Consider the following 20,872-nt stretch of genomic DNA (forward strand, 5'->3'; position numbering starts at 1 on the left):
CCGGTCGACGAAGAACCCGAGGGCCGCCGGCGGGGGTCGGTCCGCCGGCGGCCCTCGGGGGGCTTCAGACGCGGCGCAGGACCGCGGTGACCTTGCCGAGGATCGTCGCGTGGTCGCCGTCGATCGGCTCGAACGCCTCGTTGTGCGGCATCAGCCAGACCTTGCCGTCCTTGCGCTTGAACGTCTTGACGGTCGCCTCGTTGTCGAGCATCGCCGCGACGATGTCGCCGTTGTCGGCGTTCGGCTGCTGGCGCACGACGACCCAGTCGCCGTCGCAGATGGCGGCGTCGATCATCGACTCTCCGACGACCTGGAGCAGGAACAGCTGCCCCTCGCCGACGATCTGGCGGGGGAGCGGGAAGACGTCCTCGATCGTCTCCTCGGCGAGGATCGGCACACCAGCGGCGATGCGGCCCAGGACGGGGACGTAGGAGGCCTCGGGGCGCCGGTCGTTGACGCCCGTCTCGTCGAAGACCGCGGTCTCGTCCTCGACGCTGGCGCCACCGCGGTAGCCCCGCATGTCGGCCGTCGCGTCGGGGGACACGACCTCGATGGCGCGGGGACGGTTGGGGTCGCGGCGCAGGAACCCCTTGCGCTCGAGCGTGGACAGCTGGTGCGCCACCGAGCTGGGGGAGGTGAGCCCCACGGCCTCACCGATCTCGCGCAGGCTCGGCGGATAGCCACGGCGGTCGACGGAGTTGCGGATGACCTCGAGGACCCGTCGCTGGCGGACGGTCAGCCCGTCGCCGCGATCACGGTCGGGCAGCTCCTTGACGTTGTCCTCGCTCATGCCGGCTCCTCGTTTGCGCAGGTCAGGTGGCGTATGCCGTGGTGCGTCGTTCGTGTGACAGGTGGGGCTGTCAGTGGCCTCTGATGTGCTTGAGGCATGAACACAGCGTATGGCGTTCGAACGCCAGTGCCAAACATGTGTTCGAGGCGTGTCTTGTCCAATTCGAACATGCGTGCTAGAAATCAGTCCAGAGAAGCTTCGCACATCCGTTCGAAGAGCCTCGGACACCTGACCACCACGGAGGACCAGATGAGTGCAGCAGTTGCTTGGGACGTCGCCACCGCACCCGTGCGGATGCCGGTTCGTCCGGTGCGCCCCCAGCTCGTCTCGGTGCCCACCGGCGAGGACGTCGTCATCCGCCCTGCCGCCCCCGTGCGGCTCACCCGTGCGGGCCGCCTCGCTGTCACGTCCACGGTCGCGCTGCTCGGGGTGGTGCTGGCGACCAGCCTGCTTTCCGGCGGTGCCGAGGCAGCCGTCATCGACCACTCCACCACGGTGCAGGCGGGGCAGACCCTGTCCGAGGTCGCCGCGGCGCAGCTGCCCCAGCTGCCGATCGCCGAGGGCGTCGCGCGCATCCAGCTCGCGAACGACCTGGCCGGCTCGGACGTGCACGCCGGTCAGAGCCTGCTCATCCCTGCGGTCGGCTGAGCTTTCGTCGTCGCCGAAGACGGCGTGACGCGTCGGCCGGTCGTCAGTTGGCGGTGAGCTTCGGCAGGGCCTTGACACCCTTGATGTGGCGGTACTTCACGGCCCCGGTCGTCGTGGCGTTGCGGATCGCCTCGTAGTCGACAAGGACTGGCGTGGTCGGCTGAGCCAGGGCGAGCGACGTGGAGTAGTAGGCGATTCCGGCCTTCATCCGGTATGTCACGCCCTTGGTCGTCTTCAGCATCGTGTCGTCCGCGGGCGTTGCGAGCATCCGGCTGTAGGCGCCGCCGGACCCCGCCTTGTCAATGGCGTTCTGGTCGACGTCGGTGAAGGCCTTCGCGCCGCCGACGTTGGCCCATGCGGAGACGAAGACCGGTGCCCCGCCGACGATCTTGTAGACCTCACCGCGCTGGGCCCCCCTGATGAAGGTGCCCTCGGCCAGACGGGTGGGCAGGGTCGCCAGGGCGGTCGACGAGACGTCCATGGTGGGCTTGGCCCCACCGAACGCGGTCCACGTGCTCACGTAGACGGGGGTGCGCCCGACGAGCCGGTACACCTGGCCGGTCTCACGCACCCGGATGAAGCTCCCGGACTTCGGCGGCTGGTAGCTCTGGTCCTTGAAGTGGATGAAGTTGCTGGGCCAGTTGCGGTCGCCGTTGTAGACCCGCCAGCGCGAGGAGTAGCCGCCGCCCCAGGACGAGTCGGAGATGACGAGGTAGGACGAGGTCACCTCCTCGACGTAGCCGACGTGGCCGTAGCTCGGCGCGTAGGCGCTGCCGTAGTTCCACTGCGCCACCGCGCCCGTCTTGGGGGTCCGGTCGACGCGGTACCCGCGAGCCCGGGCGCTCGAGGCCCACGCACCTCCGTTGCCCATGGTGCTCTGCTGCTTGACGCCGTTGCGAGCCAGCCGGTAGGCCACGTAGTTGACGCAGTTGTTCCCCGAGGAGTTGACCGGGTACCCCCAGACCGAGCGCCCGGCATAGCCGCTGAACGAGACGCACCCCGTCGAGTACTGCTTGCACTCCCGCACCATGCCGGCGGCCCGAGCCTGCTGAGGTGCGGCGACAGCGAGGACGCTCATCCCGAGGAGGGCGATGACGCCGGTGTGGGCGAGGCGGAGGAGGAGTCGGGAGCGCAGCATGACTTCCTGAAGGGGTCGGGAGCAGGGCGGCGCCCTGAGGCGCGAGCGGCGCGACCATCGGCGGACGTGGCTGCGCAACCGGTCCAGAGTGCCGGGTCGATGTCCGGATTGTCAGGCAGACCTCCGAAGTCCACCTTTGTAATTCGGTGCCTGCGTCCCGGGTGCCGAGCGGGCCCCGGTGTGGCATTGTCGAGTCAGGCTCGAGTGCACGGGAGTGGCGATGGATGCGAAGCGGATGTTCTTGTCCTGGCCGGTGGTGCGGCAGGTCCGTTCCGGCGACCTGTTGGGCCGTGGGCCTGCGGTCACCTCTGAGAAGACCCGCACCCTGGAGCCGCGGACCGTCACGGCCGACCGGGTGGTGCAGAGCGTGTGCCCCTACTGCGCCGTGGGCTGCGGCCAGCGCGTCTACGTCAAGGACGAACGCGTGGTGCAGATCGAGGGCGACCTGGACTCGCCCATCTCGCGGGGTCGCCTCTGCCCCAAGGGATCTGCCAGCGAACAGCTGGTCAACAGCCCCGGCCGCCAGACGAAGGTGCTCTACCGCCGGCCCCACGGCACCGAGTGGGAGCCGCTGGACCGCGACACCGCCATCGACATGATCGCCGACCGGTTCGTCGAGACCCGGCGCCGCACCTGGCAGGACGCGGACAAGCACGGCCGTCCGCTGCGACGCACCATGGGCATCGCCTCGCTCGGGGGAGCGACCCTCGACAACGAGGAGAACTACCTGATCAAGAAGCTCTTCACCGCTGCCGGCGCCATCCAGATCGAGAACCAGGCGCGTATTTGACACTCCTCCACGGTCCCCAGTCTGGGGTCCTCGTTCGGGCGCGGCGGCGCGACGCAGCAGGTGCAGGACCTGGCCAACGCCGACTGCATCATCATCCAGGGTTCGAACATGGCCGAGTGCCACCCGGTGGGCTACCAGTGGGTGACCGAGGCTCGGCTCAAGGGCGCCAAGGTCATCCACATCGACCCGCGCTTCACGCGCACGTCGGCGACGGCTGACAAGCACGTGCCGATCAGGGCGGGCAGCGACGTCGTGTTCCTCGGCGCGCTGATCAACCACATCCTCGCCAATGACCTGTACTTCAAGGAGTACGTCGTCGCGTACACGAACGCGGCCACCCTCGTCAGCGACGAGTTCAAGGACACCGAGGACCTCGACGGGCTCTTCTCCGGCTACGACGAGGAGCTCGGCAACTACGACCCGTCGAGCTGGGCGTACGCCACGGAGGGCGAAGGGCCCGACGACTCCACGGGCACCATCGGCGGACCTGCGGCCGGCCACGAGCACGGGCACAGCACGTCCGAGCGTTCCGCTGGCGACGAGCACGGTTCAGGGGGCCCGGCGCTGGAGCACGCGCGGGTCAAGCGCGACGAGACCCTGCAGGACCCCAACACGGTCTTCCAGATCCTCAAGCGGCACTACTCGCGCTACACCCCGGAGATGGTCGCCGACGTCTGCGGCGTCAGCGTGGACGACTTCGCCTACGTCGCCAAGGCGCTCACCGAGAACAGCGGCCGCGACCGTACGACGGCGTTCTGCTACGCCGTCGGCTGGACCCAGCACACCCTGGGCGCGCAGTTCATCCGGACGGCCGCCATCATCCAGCTGCTGCTGGGCAACATGGGACGTCCCGGCGGCGGCATCATGGCGCTGCGTGGCCACGCCAGCATCCAGGGCTCGACCGACATCCCCACGCTCTACAACATCCTTCCCGGCTACCTCGCCATGCCGATGGTCGGCAACCACGACACGTGGGACGACTACGTCGCCGCCATCGCCAACAAGGCGCAGAAGGGCTTCTGGGCCAACGCCGACGCGTATGCCGTGAGCCTGCTCAAGGCGTGGTGGGGCGACGCCGCGACGAAGGAGAACAACTGGGCGTACGACTACCTGCCCAGGCTCACCGGTGCCCACGGCACGTACCAGACGACCATGGCCATGAAGGACGGCGAGGTCGAGGGGTACTTCCTCCTGGGGCAGAACCCCGCCGTCGGGTCCGCCCACGGGCGGATGCAGCGTCTGGCCCTGGCCGAGCTGAAGTGGCTCGTGGTGCGCGACCTCAACATGATCGAGTCGGCGACGTTCTGGAAGGACGCGCCCGAGATCGCCACGGGGGAGCTGGAGACCGAGAAGATCGGTACCGAGGTCTTCTTCCTGCCACCTGCCTCGCACGTCGAGAAGGCAGGCTCGTTCACCCAGACCCAGCGGCTCCTGCAGTGGCGGCACAAGGCGGTCAACCCGCCGGGTGACTGCCAGAGCGAGCTGGAGTTCATCTTCGAGCTCGGCAAGCGGATCCGGGAGAGGCTCGCCGGCTCCGACGACCCGCGCGACCGGCCCCTGCTCGACCTCACCTGGGACTACCCGCTCGACGAGGACGGCGAGATCAGCGGCGAGGCGGTCCTCCAGGAGATCAACGGCCGCCACCTGTCCGGTGAGCGGGCCGGCGAGCTGGCCGACATGTACACCGACCTCAAGGCCGACGGGTCCACGAGCTCCGGGTGCTGGATCTACTCGGGTGTGTACGCCAAGGGCGTCAACCGCGCGGCCAACCGCAAGCCAGGTCGCGAGCAGAGCCCGGTCGCGCAGGAGTGGGGTTGGGCTTGGCCCGACAACCGCCGCATCCTCTACAACCGTGCCTCGGCCGACCCCGAGGGCAAGCCGTGGAGCGAGCGCAAGAAATACGTGTGGTGGGACGAGGAGAACCAGACCTGGACCGGGCTCGACACCCCGGACTTCGTCAAGACCAAGGCGCCGTCGTACCGGCCGGAACCGGGCACGGGCGGACCTGACGGCCTCGCCGGCGACGACCCGTTCGTCATGATGGCCGACGGGAAGGGCTGGCTGTTCGCGCCGAAGGGCATGCTCGACGGCCCTCTCCCGACGCACTACGAGCCACAGGAGTCCCCGGTCCAGAACCCGCTCTACGGCCAGCAGGGCAACCCGGCCAGACGCGTGTTCCCTCGCAAGGACAACCTGTGGAGCCCGTCCGGCACGACACCGGGTTCGGAGGTCTACCCCTTCGTCTTCACGACCTACCGGCTGACCGAGCACCACACGGCCGGTGGCATGAGCCGGTGGCTGCCCTACCTCGCCGAGCTGCAGCCCGAGTTCTTCTGCGAGGTCTCACCCGAGCTCGCGCAGGAGCGTGGACTGGTCAACGGCGGCTGGGCCACGCTGGTCTCGGCGCGGGCCGCGATTGAGGCACGGGTCCTGGTCACCGAGCGCATGACCCCGTTGGTCATCGGCGGCCGAGCCCTGCACCAGATCGGGCTGCCCTACCACTGGGGTGTCGGCAAGGAAGCCATCGTCTCGGGCGACAGCGCCAACGACCTGCTGGGCGTGGCACTCGACCCCAACGTGCAGATCCAGGAGTCCAAGGTGGGCTCGTGCGACATCCAACCCGGCCGCCGGCCCGAGGGCGAGGCGCTGCTGCGCCTGGTCCACGAGTACCAGTCCCGTGCAGGAGTGACCGTGGAGACCTCCAACCAGCTCAAGACGACCGAGGACGGCACCTGATGGGTTTCTGGCACAACCAGCTGACCGGCCCCACCGACCCTGCGCGCGACGCGGGGTGGGAGGACGAGCAGCCGCGCAAGGGGTTCTTCACCGACACCTCGATCTGCATCGGCTGCAAGGCCTGTGAGGTCGCATGCAAGGAGTGGAACGCGATCCCCGCTGACGGCGAGCTCGACCTCCTGGGCTCGTCCTACGACAACACGGGGTCTCTCGGCGCGAGCACCTGGCGCCACGTCGCGTTCATCGAGCAGTCCAGCGACCGCATCGAGCAGGCCAGGGAGTCTGGGCGCAAGCTCGTCGACCTGGGGATGCCCGCGGTGGGGGCACCTGCCGCCGTACGGGCCCCCGCTGTGGTCGGGGCGGCGTCGGGCGCCCCGGACGTCGACCAGGCCTTGGCGGCCCGCGAGCAGGGCACCGTGCCCGATTTCCGCTGGCTCATGTCGTCCGACGTGTGCAAGCACTGCACCCACGCCGCCTGCCTGGACGTGTGCCCCACCGGTGCCCTCTTCCGCACCGAGTTCGGCACCGTGGTCGTCCAGGACGACGTGTGCAACGGGTGCGGCTACTGCGTGGCGGCCTGCCCCTTCGGCGTGATCGAGCGACGCGACGGCGAGGACACCGTCAAGAACGTCGGCGTCGCCCAGAAGTGCACCCTCTGCTACGACCGCATCGGGCACGACCAGACTCCTGCGTGCGCGCAGGCCTGCCCGACCACATCGATCAAGTTCGGTGACCTGTCCGAGATGCAGGCCCAGGCGCAGGAACGCGTGGCGACGTTGCACGACAACGGATTCACCGAGGCGCGCGTCTACGGCGGCAACAGCCACGACGGGGTCGGCGGCACCGGTTCGGTCTTCCTCCTGCTCGACGAGCCCGAGGTCTACGGCCTGCCACCGGACCCCGTTGTCACCACGGCCGCCCTGCCGGACATGTACCGCAAGGCCGGCATGGCGGCGCTGGCGATGCTCGCGATGGCGGCGGGCGCGTTCGTGGGAGGCCGCAAGTGAGCGTCAACCCGTTCGACGCTGACCGTCCGCCAGAGCTTCCCCGTGGTGGTCGTCGACGCAAGGGCGGCGGTGGCGGGCGACGAGACGAGTCGCTCATGGTGCCGGACGTGAAGTTCGACAGCTACTACGGCCGGCAGGTCGTCAAGCCCGCCCCGTGGGAGGCCGACATCCCGGCCTACATCTTCCTCGGCGGTCTCGCCGCAGGCTCCGGTCTGCTCGGGGCCGGTGCCGCGGCGCGGGGACTGCCCACGCTGCGCCGCAACAGCCGGTATGCCGCGATCGCCGCCGTCGCTGCCGGCGGGCTCGCCCTGGTGCGTGACCTCGGCAAGCCCAGCCGGGCGCTGAACATGATGCGCACCGTCAAGCTCACCTCGCCGATGTCGGTCGGCTCGTGGATCCTGTCGGCGTTCGGGGCGTTCGCCGGGCTGGCGGTCGCCACCGAGGCAGGACGCCGCCTCGTCGACGACGACTCCACCCTCGGACGCGTGCGGCGGGTCGCCGATCCCGTTGCAGCAGTAGGCTCCGCGCTCTTCGCACCGCCGCTCGCGGCATACACCGCCGTCCTGCTGGCCGACACCGCGACCCCGACGTGGCACGAGTCCTATCGAGAGCTGCCCTTCGTCTTCGTGGGGTCGGCCAACGCGGCAGCCGCCGGGTTGGCGCTTCTCACCACTCCGTCCACCGAGACCGGCCCCGCCCGCAAGCTGGCCGTCGTCGGTGCCGCTGTCGAGTTCGCCGCGCTCGAGCGGATGGAGCGCACGATGGGCGAGCTCGTGGCAGAGCCGCTGCACCACGGCCAGGCCGGCACCCTGCTCAGGGCGAGCAAGATCCTCACCGTCGGAGGCGCCCTCGGCGCCGCCGTGTTCGGTGGCAACAGGGCTGGGGCCGCAGTGAGCGGGCTCGCGCTCATGGCCGGCTCGGTGTGCACACGTTTCGGAGTCTTCGAAGCGGGCATCCACTCGGCGAAGGACCCGCGCTACACGGTCACCCCGCAGCGCGAGCGACTCGAGCGTCGCAGGAACGAGGGAGTCACCCACGACTCCATCACCACGGGGCGTCCATGACGTCACAACTCCCAGGAGGCACCATGAGCCAGACCCGCAGCGGCGCGACCGAGGGAGTCACGGGCAACCGCTGGCTGATCCTCGTCGCAGGAGTGCTGGTGCAGCTGGCCATCGGGGCCGTGTACGCGTGGAGCGTGTTCTCCAAGGCGCTGCAGAGTGACCAGGCGTTCGGCTGGTCCAAGTCGCAGGCGACGGTCCCGTTCGAGGTCGCCATCGGCATGATCTTCATCGGCAGCTACATCGGTGGCCGGATCCAGGACCGGCGGGGGCCGAAGATCGTCGCGCTCACCGGTGGCGTCATCTACAGCGTCGGTGTCCTGCTGGCGTCGTTGGCCACCGGCAGCTCGTTCTGGCTGCTGGTGCTGGGCTACGGGATCATCGGTGGTTTCGGCCTGGGCATGGCCTACATCGTGCCGATCGCCATGCTGCAGAAGTGGTTCCCCGACAAGCCGGGCCTCATCACGGGCATCGCCGTGGCCGGCTTCGGTTTCGGTGCGGTGATCACCGCGCCGGTCGGGCAGAGACTGATCAGCGCCACCCCTGACATGCCGACCAAGGCGTTCCTGCCGCTCGGCATCGGCTACCTCGTGGCCATCCTCATCGGGGCAAGCCTGTTCCGGAACCCGCCGCAGGGCTACCTGCCCCCCGGCTTCCAGGCGCCGGTCGCGACGACCGACGGGCACGGTGCGGCTGAGGCGTCCGGCACGCGCGACTTCACCGCGAACGAGGCCTTGAGCACCCCGCAGTGGTACCTGCTCACCGCGATCCTGACCCTGAGCGTCGTCGCCGGCATCTCGCTGATCTCGGTGGCCGCCGGCAGCGCCACCGACATCTCCGGGCTCTCTGCAGCGGGCGCTGCGACCCTCGTGGGCGTCCTCGGACTGTTCAACGGGGCCGGTCGCGTGCTGTGGGGATGGCTGTCCGACCGGATCGGCAAGATGCCGGCGTTCATGGGCATCCTGGGCATCCAGGGCGTGTGCCTCCTGCTCATCCCGCACGCCTCGTCGGTGGCCATGTTCGCCATCCTCGCGGCGCTGATCTACACCTGCTACGGCGGAGCGTTCGGCACCATGCCCTCCACGGCAGGGCGCTTCTTCGGGGTGAAGAACGCCGGGGCCATCTACGGCCTGATGCTCATCGGGTGGAGCATCGGCGGCATCGTCGGACCGTTGCTCATCTCCAAGCTCATCGGTGAGGACAAGGCCTACACGTTGGGCTTCACCGTCGTCGGCATCATTGCGCTGGCGGGGCTCGTGGTGCCGATGATCACCAAGAAGCCTGCCGCAGACCGGGTTCTCGCCGAGCGCGTCTGACCGACGAGCAGCCGAGGGTGCCTGCACCGGCACCCTCGGCTACTCGCGGACGTCGGCGGGTCCGTCGTGCACCGGCAGGCCTGCCGCCACCCAGGCTTCGACGCCACCCTCGAGGTCGGTGGCCCCGTGCAGGCCGATCGAACGCAGTGACGCTGCGGCGAGGCTGGAGCTGAACCCCTGCCGGCAGACGACCACCACCACCCGGTCGGGGTCGTCCGCCTCGGGGATGCGCCACGGGCAGGTGGGATCCAGGCGCCACTCCAGCACGGTCCGGTCGATGACGATGGCCCCGGGCAGCTCGCCCTGCTGAGCGCGCTGGGTCGCGGTGCGGGTGTCGACGAGCAGGGCACCGTCCTGGAGCGCCGCCAGTACGGCTCGCGGATCCAGGCGGTGCGTCCCCTCGCGCGCGGCAGCGAGGTGCCGGTCGACCGCCGCAGCGGTCTGCGGCACCGTCACCGGACCTGCAGGACGAACTCGCCGCGGGGGACGAACTCGCCCACCACGGGGGCCCCGGGGATCTCGCCCGCCAGGAGCAGCCCACCGCTGGTCTGGGCGTCGGCCAGCAGGACGAGCTCGTCGTCGCTGACGTTGGCATCGAGGTGGGGGCGCACCCAGTCGAGGTTGCGTCGGCTCCCGCCTGGCACGAACCCGTCCGCCAGCGACTGACGGGCGCCGTCGAGGTAGGGGATGGCGGCGGCGTCGACCACGGCCGTGACCCCTGAGGCACGCGCCATCTTGTACAGGTGCCCGAGCAGGCCGAACCCGGTGACGTCCGTCGCTGCCTCGATGCCGGCGGCCAGGGCTGCGACGGAGGCCGCCTCGTTGAGGGCCGCCATCGACTCGACCGCGTGGGGGAAGGACTCCCCGGTCGTCTTGTGACGGTTGTTGAGGATGCCGACCCCCAGCGGCTTGGTCAGGGAGATGGGCGTCCCGGCGCGTGCGGCGTCGTTGCGCAGCAACCGGTCCGGGTCCCCGATTCCCGTGACGGCCATGCCGTACTTCGGCTCAGGGTCGTCGACGCTGTGACCACCCGCGACGGGGCACTGCGCCAGTCGACCGACGTCGAGACCGCCGCGGAGCACCTCGGCCGCGAGCTCGAGCGGCAGCACGTCGCGCGGCCAGCCCAGCAGGTTGACCGCCACGACGGGCCGTCCACCCATGGCGTAGATGTCGGACAGCGCATTGGCCGCCGCGATCCGTCCCCAGTCGTACGCGTCGTCGACGACCGGCGTGAAGAAGTCCGCGGTGGCGAGGACCGCCAGGTTGCCCTCGATCCGCACCGCTGCGGCATCGTCCCCGTCGTCGAGCCCGACGAGCAGGTCGGGGGAGGTCATGCCCGTGAGGCCGCGGACCATGTCCTCGAGCTCACCGGGCGGGATCTTGCAGGCGCAGCCGCCGCCGTGGGCGAACTGCGTGAGGCGTGGGGGCGCTGCGGTGGTGGTCATGCAGCGACTGTATGTCGGTGCCCAGACGCCCGCGCACGGCGTCGTGGCATTACGGTGGGCCGCGGAGGTGTCAGGGTTCCTGGTGGTCCCCCCGGTCTTCAAAACCGGTGAGACCGAGCATCTCGGTCTGGCGGGTTCGATTCCCGTCCACCTCCGCCAGTCCCACCCGTTGAGGAGGTCCGCCGCGTGCACGTGATCGCGACGGCCGGCCACGTCGACCACGGCAAGTCCGCTCTGGTCCGGGCGCTGACGGGCATCGAACCCGACCGCTGGGACGAGGAGCGTCGCCGGGGCCTGACGATCGACCTCGGGTACGCCTGGACGACCCTGCCGTCGGGGGACCGGGTGGCCTTCGTCGACGTGCCGGGCCACCAGCGGTTCATCGGCAACATGCTTGCAGGAGTAGGCCCTACCTCCGCGGTGCTCTTCGTGGTGGCTGCCGACGAGGGCTGGCGGCAGCAGTCGCAGGAGCACCTCGCCGCCGTCGACGCGCTGGGCATCCGGCACGGGCTCCTGGTGGTCACCCGCAGCGACCTCGCCGACCCCGAGCCGGCCCTGCTCGACGCCCGTGACCGGTTCGCGGCGACCAGCCTGGGCGAGGTCGACGCGGTGGCGGTCTCCGCGCGCACCGGTGAAGGGATGCCCGCGCTCACCGACGCGCTGGAGCGGCTGGTCACCGGCCTGCCGGCACCCGAGCAGGCCGGTCGCTTGCGGCTGTGGGTGGACAGGTCCTTCAGCATCCGCGGCAGCGGGACCGTCGTCACCGGGACCCTGGCGACGGGAAGCATCGCGGTCGGCGACGAGCTCCAGGTCGGTGACCAGCGGGTCCGGGTCCGCGGGCTCGAGTCCCTCGGCGAACCTCGCGACCGGGTCCTCCCGGTGGCGCGCGTGGCGGTGAACCTGCGGGGCGTCGCCGCGTCCGAAATAGCGCGTGGTGACCTGCTGCTCACCCCCGATGCCTGGCGTATGGCGTCGGTGCTGGACGTGCGGGTGGGTGGTCGGTCCGCCGGTGACCTGCCGACCCACCTCAGCCTGCACGCGGGCACCGCCGCGGTGCCCGTCCACGTGCGGCCGCTCGCCGAGGACACGGTGCGGCTGACGCTCTCGACGCCGCTGCCCCTGGTCGCAGGGGACCGCCTCATCCTGCGCGACCCTGGTGCGCAACAGATCGTTGGTGGCGCCCTGGTGCTCGACGCAGACCCGCCGGAGCTGCGGCGCCGAGGAGCCGCGGCTCGACGTGGGGCGGAGCTCGAGTCGGCCACCGGCGTCCCGGACCTGCAGAGGGAGGTCGAGCGTCGCGGCGCGATGCTCGTCGCGGACGCCGCCGCACTCGGCATCCCCAACGAGTCCGACGACGCGAAGGTCGTGAGGTGCGGCGCGTGGCGGGTGTCGGGGTCCGCGCTGCAGCGCTGGGCAGAGAGTCTCACCCGTTGCGTGCAGCAGCAGGCGGCCGACGAACCCCTCGAACCCAGCCTCACCATCGAGGCGGCGCGCCTCGCCGCCGGGGTCCCCGACCGGGCGCTGCTGCCGGAGGTCGTCGAGCGGGCCGGGCTGGAGCTCGACCAAGGACGCGTGTGGCTTCCCGGGGTGCGAGCGGCCATGGGCGCGGCCGAACGCGGCTTGCAGGAGCTGGAAGGACGACTGCGGCACTCGCCCTTCGCAGCGCCCGAGCAGCCGGACCTGGCCGCGGCCGGGATCGGCCCGCGCGAGGTCGCCGCGGCCGTGCGGGCGGGGCGCCTGCTGCGGTTGCCCGACGGCGTCCTGCTCGCCCCCGATGCGCCGGCCAGGGCGATGCGGGTGCTGGCGGGGTTGACCCAGCCCTTCACGCTCAGCGAAGCCCGGCAGGCGCTCGACACGACGCGGCGGGTGGCGGTGCCGTTGCTCGAGCACCTCGACGGGCGCGGCTGGACCCGGCGCGTCGACGGGACCCACCGAGTCGTGGTGCGCTGACTCAGGGGTTGCCTTCGGTGAGCTCGAGGTCTTTGTCGAGGAAGTCCGCCAGACGTCGTGCCGCCGCCCGCACGGCGAGGCGTCCGTCGCCGTCGACTCCGGGGGCGAGCCGGACGTCGACCTCGACGGCGTCATGCTTCACGGTGCGCTTCCACACCCCGACGTTCTGCTGGTCGAGGACCACCTGCGCCCAGAACGGGTCGGGGTGCCCGGCGTGGGGATGGCCCGGGGCTGCCGGGAACGTCACCGCCGGGTAGCTCAGGACCACCTCGTCATAGACCGGGAACAGGTATGCCGCCGGTGCGTTCGGGCTGCGCCGGGGGACCACCGCGGGGTCGAACCAGTGCGAGACACCGTCGACGTCGACCTGCTCGAGGCGGTCCCCGAGCTCGGCCAGCGCGGTCCTCGTGCCCGCGACGGTCAGCGAGGACCACCGGGTGAAGTCCTTGACGCTGGCCGGGCCGTGGCCGGCGAAGAACCTGCGGACCAGCTCGCGGTGCGCGGCCTGCGGGTCGCCACCCAGGGCCGTGTCCATGTCGCCGGGGGAGGCCGGGATGACCTCGTCGACCAGGGCGTAGGAGTGGTGGACGCCCTTGACCGGGCCGGAGCAGACCAGGCCACGCAGCTCGGCGACGATCAGCAGGTGCCCGAGCTGTTCACCCGGCGTGATGGGTGAGCCTCGCTCGACGAACGCCTCGCCCAGCTCGGGACGGGTGAGGAAGTGCCTGTCCTGCAACAGCTTTGCGAGCAGGGCCAGCCCGTCATCGAGCCGTTGCGGATCGTCGAGCCCGAGCTGACGGTGCCGCCCGGCCATGCCCGACAGCACCCGTGGCGAGGTCAGTGCCAGGATCCAGCGGAGGTCCTCCTTGGCGACGAAGTGCCACGTGGGACGCAGGATGTGGGTGCGCACGAAGGTGCCGTCGTCGAGCTCGCGGCGCACCGCGGCATACGTGCTGCGACGCGTCCTCAGGCCCAACGAGAAGAAGGCTTGGTCGCGCTCCTGGCTCTGGACGCAGGTGAGCAGGCGGACCGCGTCGCCGGCTTTGGGCAGCGGCGCCGACGAGAGGCGTTGCGTCGCGAGCCGCTGGGTCAGCACGCGCGCGGGATCCATGGCGTCATCCTCTCGAAGAGGGGCCGCGCTGGGGCGATGATGGGGAGATGGAGCAGAGCGCGACCATCGACATCACGGCCCCCGTGGAGCGGGTGTGGGCGGTCCTGTCCGACGTCGAGCGGTGGTCGGAGTGGACGGACACGGTGCGGTGGGTGCGCCGGCTCGACGACGGCCCGCTGCGCACCGGGTCCTGCGCCAAGATCAGCCAACCCAAGATCCCGACGGTCGACTACGTGGTCACCGAGCTGGAGCCCGGGACGTCGTTCACCTGGGTCAGTGGCGGGGCTGCCGCGCGGACCACGGCTCGACACGTCCTCGAACCCCTGCCGGGCGGAGGCACCCACGTCACGCTGTCCATCGAGCAGACGGGTTGGCTCGGGTCCCTGGTGGGACGGCTGTACCGCGGGATCACCGACCGCTACCTTGCGACCGAGGCTGCCGGGCTCAAGGCGCGGTCCGAGGGCCTCACGTCCTGAGCCTCACGTCCTGAGCCTCACGTCCTGAGCCTCACGTCCTGAGGCTCACGTCCTGAGGTCGCGGCGCATGACCAGCCGGGGCATCTTGCTCGCCACGGCGTCGGTCGTGCCGATGACCTCGAACCCGGCCTTCTCGAACATCCCGCGGGTCCCCACGAACGCCATCGTCAGGTCCATCCGACCCTCGGGGTCCACCGGGTGGGCCTCCACCGCAGGGGCTCCTCGCGACGCGGCATACGCCACCGCGCCCTCGATGAGCTGGTGGGTGACGCCACGCTTTCGGTAGCCGGAGCGGACCACGATGCAGATGATGCTCCAGACCGGGACGTCGTCGACGGGACGAATGAGCTTGGACGCCTCGAGACGGGGGATCTCCGAGCGTGGGCTGATGCTGCACCAGCCGACGGGGGTGCCGTCGAGGTAGGTGACGACCCCAGGCGGGTGCTCACGCTCGCAGAGGGCTCGCATCGCGCGCTGCCTGCTGCCGCCACCGAGCTCTCGGATCTGCGGCGCCGTCAGCCGGTGCGACAGGCACCAGCACTGGTTCTCACGACGGGTGGGGTTGACGATGTCGGCGAAGTCCTCGAACCGGTCGGGCGTGACCGCGTGGGTCTCCCAGCGCACGTCGTCGGAAGGTGTCGTGCCTGCCATGTGCCCACTCAACCACCGCGCGCCGACATCGTGGGTCGTCGGCGTGCGGTGGTCGGGTGACGAGGGCTGGGTGCCCTCACTTGGCGAGGTAGCCGCCGTCGATGGGGTAGTAGGTGCCGGTGGCGAAGGACGCGCCGTCGCTGGCGAGCCAGGCCACCAGCTCGGCGACCTCCTCGGGCTCACCGATCCGCTGCAGTGCGTGCTGCGACGCCAGGAACTCCAGCGCGGCGGCGTCGAGGTGCGTCTCGACCAGCGGGGTCCGGATGAACCCCGGCCCGACGGCGTTGACGCGGATCTTGTCGGCGGCGTGCTCCCACGCGGCGGCCTGGGTCATCCCCACGACGCCGTGCTTGGCGGCGGTGTAGGCGCTCGCCGTGGCGAACCCGACCGCGCCGAGGATCGAGGCCATGTTAACGATGGAGCCCCCGCGCCCACCGGCTTTCATGGCCCTGATCGCCGCACGCTGGGTGTAGAAGACGCCGTCGAGGTTGATGCCGATGACCTTGTGCCAGGCCTCGTCGGTGTAGTCGCCGCTGCTGAGCGCCTCGCCGCCGATGCCTGCGTTGCAGACGGCGATGCTGACGTGGCCGAGGTGTTCGACGACCGCGTCCATGGCGGTGTCGACGGCGCCCGAGTCACTGACGTCGACGACCGCGCCGTGCGCCCGGCACTCGAAGGCCTCGAGCTCCTTGAGCACCACGTCGATCGCGTCCTGGTCGAGGTCCCAGACGGAGATGTCGGCTCCGGATTGGGCCAGGGTGTGGGCGCAGGCGCGGCCGATGCCGGACGCCCCGCCCGTGATGACGGCGACCTTGCCGCCGAGTCCGTAGTGGTTCATCTGTTCCTGCCTTCGTGGCCCTGAGGGTTCCCCGGGTAGGTCCCGTGGTCGCGTCTCCACTCTCGGGGGGACACCCCCGAGCGGCTAGGGCCCAAGGGCCCGTCCCGGGGAACGTGGTCACCGGGCAGGTCAGGGGCGCAGGCGGGTCCCCGTGAAGGTGCCGGTGTTGCTGAACAGCCGGGCGCCCTTGGCGTCGTAGCCGGTCGCCGTGAAGGTGCCGACGAGCCTGTCGTGGTGGAGGCGCCCGCGCACCCTGATGCGGACACTGCCGGGAGGAACGCCGGGACCGAGGTCGGCGACGCCCCAGACTGTCGCCTTGAACCTCTCCTCCTCCATGGTCCAGGCGCCGTTGGCGTCGGTTCCAGCGGGCCGGATGTCGTTGCTGATGATGATGCCCCCGGCGCCGATGCTCACGACGGCGATGCCGGTGTTCGGGGGACCAGGGGGGTCATCGTTGTGCTCGACCCACCAGCCCCCGAGGACGCTGTGGTGCGAGTCCGACTCGTGGGCCGACGTGCTGGCAGACGCACTGGTGGCGCCTGCTCCGGCGACGAGGACACCGCCGGCGGCGACTCCTGCTGCCGTGCGGACGAGCTGCCGACGGCCGATCGTGGTGTTGCTCATGAGAACCTCCAAAGGGATTTCGGGTTCCCTGCGCACCCGATCGTCTCGCCGGCTCCGCGGTGCCGGGTCGGCCAGACGGCCTAGTCCGGCCACGGCTGGGTTCGCGCTCGCGCTCGGGGCCACGCTCGACGGCGCGTTCCTGCTCTCGGTGGCCTGAACCGGCCGTCATCGGGCGTACCCACCACATGTGGGGACGTCTGCTGCCCTTTGGCCCCAGATATGGGTGCCTCTCCAGTCCCAGAGGTCACACCTGCACCACTTCGGGCGTGTCGGTCCCGACCTCCGCAGGGCGCTGACCTGCACGGATGCACACTGCTCGGCGAGTCATCGACGACTTTCCCGGACCCGCTTGCGCTGTCGGCACATGGCGAGGCAGACTATCCCTACATCTAGTGGTTACACCGCTGTAGTTCGTCCACATGTAGTGCACAGGGCGAGGCTGGTTACCCACACGTTGTCCCCAGATCGTCCACAGTTCCGTCCCCAGCCCCACGTATGAGGCGGCGGGCCGGGAGCGCCTACGGTGCCACACGACATACCCAGAACATCCACGCCCAGCACCCTCGAGGAGGAGCGCCGCCATGCACTGTCCGTTCTGCCGGCACACCGACTCCCGGGTCATGGACTCGCGCACGACCGACGACGGCAGCTCCATCCGCCGGCGTCGCCAGTGCCCCGAGTGCGGGCGCCGCTTCACCACGATCGAGACGGCCAGCCTCACGGTGACCAAGCGCTCCGGCGCGAGCGAGCCGTTCAGCCGGGCCAAGGTCCTGGTCGGGGTCCGCAAGGCCTGCCAGGGTCGCCCGGTCACCGAGGACGACCTCGCCTTGCTCGCCCAGCGCGTCGAGGAGTGCATCCGCCAGCAGGGGCAGGCCGAGGTCGAGGCCCACGAGGTGGGTCTGGCGATCCTCGGACCGCTCCGCGAGCTCGACGAGGTCGCCTACCTGCGGTTCGCCAGCGTCTACCAGGCGTTCGAGAGCCTCGAGGACTTCGAGAGCGCGATCACCTTGCTGCGGGCCGAGCGCGACGCCACGGGCACCGAACCAGCACAGCACCAGCACTGAACCGCAGATCGACCCGGCACTGACCCGCTGTCAGTGCCACCACCGAGAATTGACACCAGAAGCATCACCAGGGGCTAGGGAGGCCACCAGACATGACTGAAACCGCAGGCGCACGCGCAGGTGCCCGCAAGGGATCCAACGGCAAGGGCGCAGCAGGTGTCACGGTCGAGCGGATCTACACCACCCCCGGTGTGCACCCGTACGACGAGGTGACCTGGGAGAAGCGCGACGTCGTCCAGCAGAACTGGAAGACCGGCGAGACGATCTTCGAGCAGCGCGGTGTCGAGTTCCCCGACTTCTGGTCGGTCAACGCCTCCACCATCGTCACCACCAAGTACTTCCGCGGCGCTGTAGGCACCGAGGCCCGGGAGACCGGCCTCAAGCAGCTCATCGACCGCGTCGTCCTCACGTACGTCAAGGCGGGCAAGGAGCACGGCTACTTCTCCTCCGCCGAGGACGCCGAGATCTTCGAGCACGAGCTGACCTACGCCCTGCTGCACCAGGTGTTCAGCTTCAACTCTCCCGTCTGGTTCAACGTCGGCACCAAGAGCCCGCAGCAGGTCTCCGCCTGCTTCATCCTCGCCGTCGACGACTCGATGGACTCGATCCTCAACTGGTACAAGGAGGAGGGGAAGATCTTCCAGGGCGGCTCCGGCGCCGGTCTGAACCTCTCCCGCATCCGCTCCTCCAAGGAGCTGCTGTCCTCCGGTGGCACCGCCTCCGGCCCGGTCTCCTTCATGCGTGGCGCCGACGCGTCCGCAGGCACCATCAAGTCGGGCGGCGCGACGCGTCGTGCGGCCAAGATGGTCGTCCTGGACGTCGACCACCCCGACATCATGGAGTTCGTCGAGACCAAGGCGCGCGAGGAGGACAAGATCCGCGCGCTGCGCGACGCCGGGTTCGACATGGACCTCGGTGGCAAGGACATCACCTCCGTCCAGTACCAGAACGCCAACAACTCGGTCCGCGTCTCGGACGAGTTCATGAAGGCCGTCGAGGGCGGCACCGACTTCGGGCTGCGCTCGCGCACCACCGGCGAGGTCATCGACACCGTCGACGCGCGCGAGCTGTTCACCAAGCTCGCCGAGGCTGCGTGGGAGTGCGCCGACCCGGGCCTGCAGTACGACGACGTCATCAACGACTGGCACACCAACCCCGAGACCGGCCGCATCACCGCGTCCAACCCGTGCTCGGAGTACATGTCGCTCGACAACTCCTCCTGCAACCTGGCTTCGCTGAACCTGCTCAAGTTCCTCAAGGACGACGACACGTTCGACGCGGTCACCTTCCAGAAGGTCGCCGAGCTCGTCATCACGGCGATGGACATCTCCATCTGCTTCGCCGACTTCCCGACCGAGGCCATCGGTGACACCACGCGTGACTACCGCCAGCTCGGCATCGGCTACGCCAACCTCGGCGCGCTGCTCATGGCCACGGGCCACGGGTACGACTCCAACGGTGGCCGCCAGCTCGCCGCCTCGATCACCTCGCTCCTCACCGGTGCCGCCTACAAGCGCTCCGCCGAGATGGCCGGTGTCGTCGGTGCGTATGCCGGGTACGCCCGCAACGCGGACGCCCACAAGCGCGTCATGCGCAAGCACCAGAGCGCGAACGACTCGATCCGCCCGCTCGACACGATGGACACCACGATCCACCGCGCGGCCACCAAGGTCTGGGACGACGTCGTCAAGCTCGGCGAGAAGAACGGCTACCGCAACGCGCAGGCCTCGGTGCTCGCGCCGACCGGCACCATCGGCTTCATGATGGACTGCGACACCACCGGCATCGAGCCCGACTTCTCCCTGGTGAAGTTCAAGAAGCTCGTCGGTGGCGGGTCGATGCAGATCGTCAACCTCACCATCCCGCGTGCGCTCAAGAAGCTCGGCTACACGGGCGAGACCATCGAGGCGATCGTCGAGTACATCGCCGACAAGGGTCACGTCATCGACGCCCCCGGCCTCAAGACCGAGCACTACGAGATCTTCGACACCGCCATGGGTGCGCGCTCGATCTCGGCCATGGGCCACGTGCGCATGATGGCCGCGGTCCAGCCGTTCCTGTCCGGTGCGATTTCCAAGACGGTCAACCTGCCGGAGAACGCCACGGTCGAGGAGATCGAGGACGTCCACATGCAGGGCTGGAAGCTCGGCCTCAAGGCGATCGCGGTCTACCGCGACAACTGCAAGGTCGGCCAGCCGCTGTCCGATGGTGGTTCCACCGCCAAGGACGCTGCTGCTGACAAGGCCACGGCTGCTGCCGAGGCCAAGGTCGAGAAGGTCATCGAGTACCGCCCGGTGCGCAAGCGCCTGCCGAAGCGTCGTACCTCGCAGACCACGTCGTTCGCCGTGGGTGGCGCCGAGGGTTACCTCACCGCCGGCACCTACGAGTCGGGCGACCTGGGCGAGATCTTCCTCAAGTTCGGCAAGCAGGGCTCGACCCTCGCGGGTGTGATGGACGCCTTCTCGATCGCCGTGTCGATCGGTCTGCAGTACGGCGTGCCGCTGGAGACCTTCGTGGAGAAGTTCACCAACCTGCGGTTCGAGCCTGCCGGCCTGACCGACGACCCCGACGTGCGGATGGCGCAGTCGATCATGGACTACGTGTTCCGCCGCCTGGCGCTGGACCACATGGACTTCGACACCCGTTCGTTCATGGGCATCCACACCGCCCAAGAGCGCGCTCGCCAGCTCGAGACCGGTTCGTACCAGGCCACCGAGACCGACAACGAGTCCGACGAGGAGCTCGAGGACGAGCTGGAGAACTTCAGCCAGTCCGCCCCGGTCTCCGTCGCCAAGCCGGCCGCGAAGTCCGAGCCCGCGGTCGAGGGCAAGGCGCTCAAGGCCGACACCGTGAAGTCCGGTGCTGGCGCCGCCTCAGCTCGCGAGGTCTCGGGTGAGGTGCACTCGTCCGCAGAGCTGCTGGAGAAGTTCCAGGGCATCTCCGCCGACGCGCCGATGTGCATGACCTGCGGGACCAAGATGCGCCCGGCTGGCTCCTGCTACGTCTGCGAAGGCTGCGGAAGCACCAGCGGCTGCAGCTGATCTTGTGTAGGACGACAAAAGCATTGCTTGGCGTCAGACGGATGCTCGGTCTCATGCTCGACCAGGTCATGCTCGAAAATCTGAGTCGGACTAGGCGGTAGCGGAACACAGCGATGGCCCCAAGGAGCGAAACTCCTTGGGGCCATTGGCTATGTGATGCGATGGCACCGGAACTGCCTTGACGCC

Annotated in this window: 17 protein-coding genes and 1 tRNA gene; 10 read left to right on the forward strand and 8 right to left on the reverse strand. The window is 69.7% G+C overall.

Annotation, left to right across the window (positions count from 1 at the left end):
- Window positions 1–64: 64 nt before the first annotated feature.
- Window positions 65–790, reverse strand: a complete 726-nt coding sequence (gene lexA, locus ABEG17_RS14830; protein ID WP_406830245.1) for a transcriptional repressor LexA — start codon at window positions 788–790, stop codon at window positions 65–67.
- 249 nt (window positions 791–1,039) lie between these two features.
- Here lexA and ABEG17_RS14835 point away from each other — a divergent pair, with 249 nt between their 5' ends.
- Complete coding sequence (locus ABEG17_RS14835) at window positions 1,040–1,438, forward strand: LysM peptidoglycan-binding domain-containing protein (RefSeq protein ID WP_406830246.1); 399 nt, start codon at window positions 1,040–1,042, stop codon at window positions 1,436–1,438.
- Between the two features lie 43 nt (window positions 1,439–1,481).
- Here the strand turns inward: ABEG17_RS14835 and ABEG17_RS14840 are convergent, their stop codons facing one another.
- Window positions 1,482–2,576 carry a CHAP domain-containing protein gene (locus ABEG17_RS14840; RefSeq protein ID WP_406830247.1) on the reverse strand — a complete coding sequence of 365 codons (1,095 nt, stop codon included), beginning with the start codon at window positions 2,574–2,576 and terminating at the stop codon, window positions 1,482–1,484.
- A 220-nt stretch (window positions 2,577–2,796) separates the two neighbouring features.
- On the opposite strand from ABEG17_RS14840, the gene fdh reads away from it, so the two are divergent.
- The 4 genes from fdh (at window position 2,797) to ABEG17_RS14860 (ending at window position 9,486) form a co-directional block, all read left to right on the forward strand.
- A complete protein-coding gene (fdh, locus tag ABEG17_RS14845; protein ID WP_406830248.1) occupies window positions 2,797–6,102 on the forward strand; it encodes a formate dehydrogenase in 3,306 nt (1,101 codons plus the stop codon).
- Window positions 6,102–7,109 carry a 4Fe-4S dicluster domain-containing protein gene (locus tag ABEG17_RS14850; protein WP_406830249.1) on the forward strand — a complete coding sequence of 336 codons (1,008 nt, stop codon included), beginning with the start codon at window positions 6,102–6,104 and terminating at the stop codon, window positions 7,107–7,109. Before fdh ends, ABEG17_RS14850 begins: the two co-directional genes overlap by 1 nt.
- A 107-nt stretch (window positions 7,110–7,216) precedes the next feature.
- A complete protein-coding gene (nrfD, locus tag ABEG17_RS14855) occupies window positions 7,217–8,173 on the forward strand; it encodes an NrfD/PsrC family molybdoenzyme membrane anchor subunit (protein WP_406830250.1) in 957 nt (318 codons plus the stop codon).
- Window positions 8,174–8,196: 23 nt separating this feature from the next.
- Window positions 8,197–9,486 carry an OFA family MFS transporter gene (locus ABEG17_RS14860; protein WP_406830251.1) on the forward strand — a complete coding sequence of 430 codons (1,290 nt, stop codon included), beginning with the start codon at window positions 8,197–8,199 and terminating at the stop codon, window positions 9,484–9,486.
- Window positions 9,487–9,525: 39 nt separating this feature from the next.
- On the opposite strand, the gene ABEG17_RS14865 is transcribed toward ABEG17_RS14860, so the two are convergent.
- Complete coding sequence (locus ABEG17_RS14865; protein ID WP_406830252.1) at window positions 9,526–9,942, reverse strand: rhodanese-like domain-containing protein; 417 nt, start codon at window positions 9,940–9,942, stop codon at window positions 9,526–9,528.
- Window positions 9,939–10,931 carry a selenide, water dikinase SelD gene (gene selD / locus ABEG17_RS14870; RefSeq protein WP_406830253.1) on the reverse strand — a complete coding sequence of 331 codons (993 nt, stop codon included), beginning with the start codon at window positions 10,929–10,931 and terminating at the stop codon, window positions 9,939–9,941. The genes ABEG17_RS14865 and selD overlap by 4 nt, the downstream gene beginning before the upstream one ends.
- Window positions 10,932–10,994: 63 nt before the next feature.
- Here selD and ABEG17_RS14875 point away from each other — a divergent pair.
- Window positions 10,995–11,090, forward strand: a tRNA-Sec gene (locus ABEG17_RS14875).
- A gap of 27 nt (window positions 11,091–11,117) precedes the next feature.
- A complete protein-coding gene (selB, locus tag ABEG17_RS14880) occupies window positions 11,118–12,881 on the forward strand; it encodes a selenocysteine-specific translation elongation factor (protein WP_406830254.1) in 1,764 nt (587 codons plus the stop codon).
- A gap of 1 nt (window position 12,882) precedes the next feature.
- On the opposite strand, the gene ABEG17_RS14885 is transcribed toward selB, so the two are convergent.
- Window positions 12,883–13,992 carry a winged helix DNA-binding domain-containing protein gene (locus ABEG17_RS14885; protein ID WP_406830255.1) on the reverse strand — a complete coding sequence of 370 codons (1,110 nt, stop codon included), beginning with the start codon at window positions 13,990–13,992 and terminating at the stop codon, window positions 12,883–12,885.
- Between the two features lie 47 nt (window positions 13,993–14,039).
- Between ABEG17_RS14885 and ABEG17_RS14890 the strand changes: the two genes are divergently transcribed.
- Window positions 14,040–14,468 (forward strand): SRPBCC family protein, encoded by a 429-nt coding sequence (locus ABEG17_RS14890; RefSeq protein ID WP_406830256.1) that lies wholly within the window; start codon window positions 14,040–14,042, stop codon window positions 14,466–14,468.
- A gap of 45 nt (window positions 14,469–14,513) precedes the next feature.
- Here ABEG17_RS14890 and ABEG17_RS14895 read toward each other — a convergent pair whose 3' ends face one another.
- The 3 genes from ABEG17_RS14895 to ABEG17_RS14905 form a co-directional block, all read right to left on the reverse strand.
- The gene (locus ABEG17_RS14895; RefSeq protein WP_406830257.1) at window positions 14,514–15,119 is read right to left on the reverse strand and encodes a GNAT family N-acetyltransferase; all 606 of its coding nucleotides are present in this window, start codon (window positions 15,117–15,119) and stop codon (window positions 14,514–14,516) included.
- 76 nt (window positions 15,120–15,195) lie between these two features.
- Entirely contained in the window at window positions 15,196–15,957 is a 762-nt protein-coding gene (locus ABEG17_RS14900; protein WP_406830258.1) for an SDR family NAD(P)-dependent oxidoreductase, read from the reverse strand.
- Window positions 15,958–16,086: 129 nt separating this feature from the next.
- Complete coding sequence (locus tag ABEG17_RS14905) at window positions 16,087–16,581, reverse strand: hypothetical protein (protein ID WP_406830259.1); 495 nt, start codon at window positions 16,579–16,581, stop codon at window positions 16,087–16,089.
- Window positions 16,582–17,162: 581 nt separating this feature from the next.
- On the opposite strand from ABEG17_RS14905, the gene nrdR reads away from it, so the two are divergent.
- Together nrdR and ABEG17_RS14915 are read left to right on the forward strand one after the other, a co-directional pair.
- Window positions 17,163–17,645 carry a transcriptional regulator NrdR gene (nrdR, locus tag ABEG17_RS14910; protein ID WP_406830261.1) on the forward strand — a complete coding sequence of 161 codons (483 nt, stop codon included), beginning with the start codon at window positions 17,163–17,165 and terminating at the stop codon, window positions 17,643–17,645.
- Between the two features lie 92 nt (window positions 17,646–17,737).
- Complete coding sequence (locus ABEG17_RS14915) at window positions 17,738–20,686, forward strand: vitamin B12-dependent ribonucleotide reductase (protein ID WP_406830262.1); 2,949 nt, start codon at window positions 17,738–17,740, stop codon at window positions 20,684–20,686.
- Window positions 20,687–20,872 lie beyond the last annotated feature (186 nt).

Origin of the sequence: Pedococcus sp. KACC 23699, from assembly GCF_045348425.1 — a bacterium.
GTDB lineage: Bacteria > Actinomycetota > Actinomycetes > Actinomycetales > Dermatophilaceae > Pedococcus.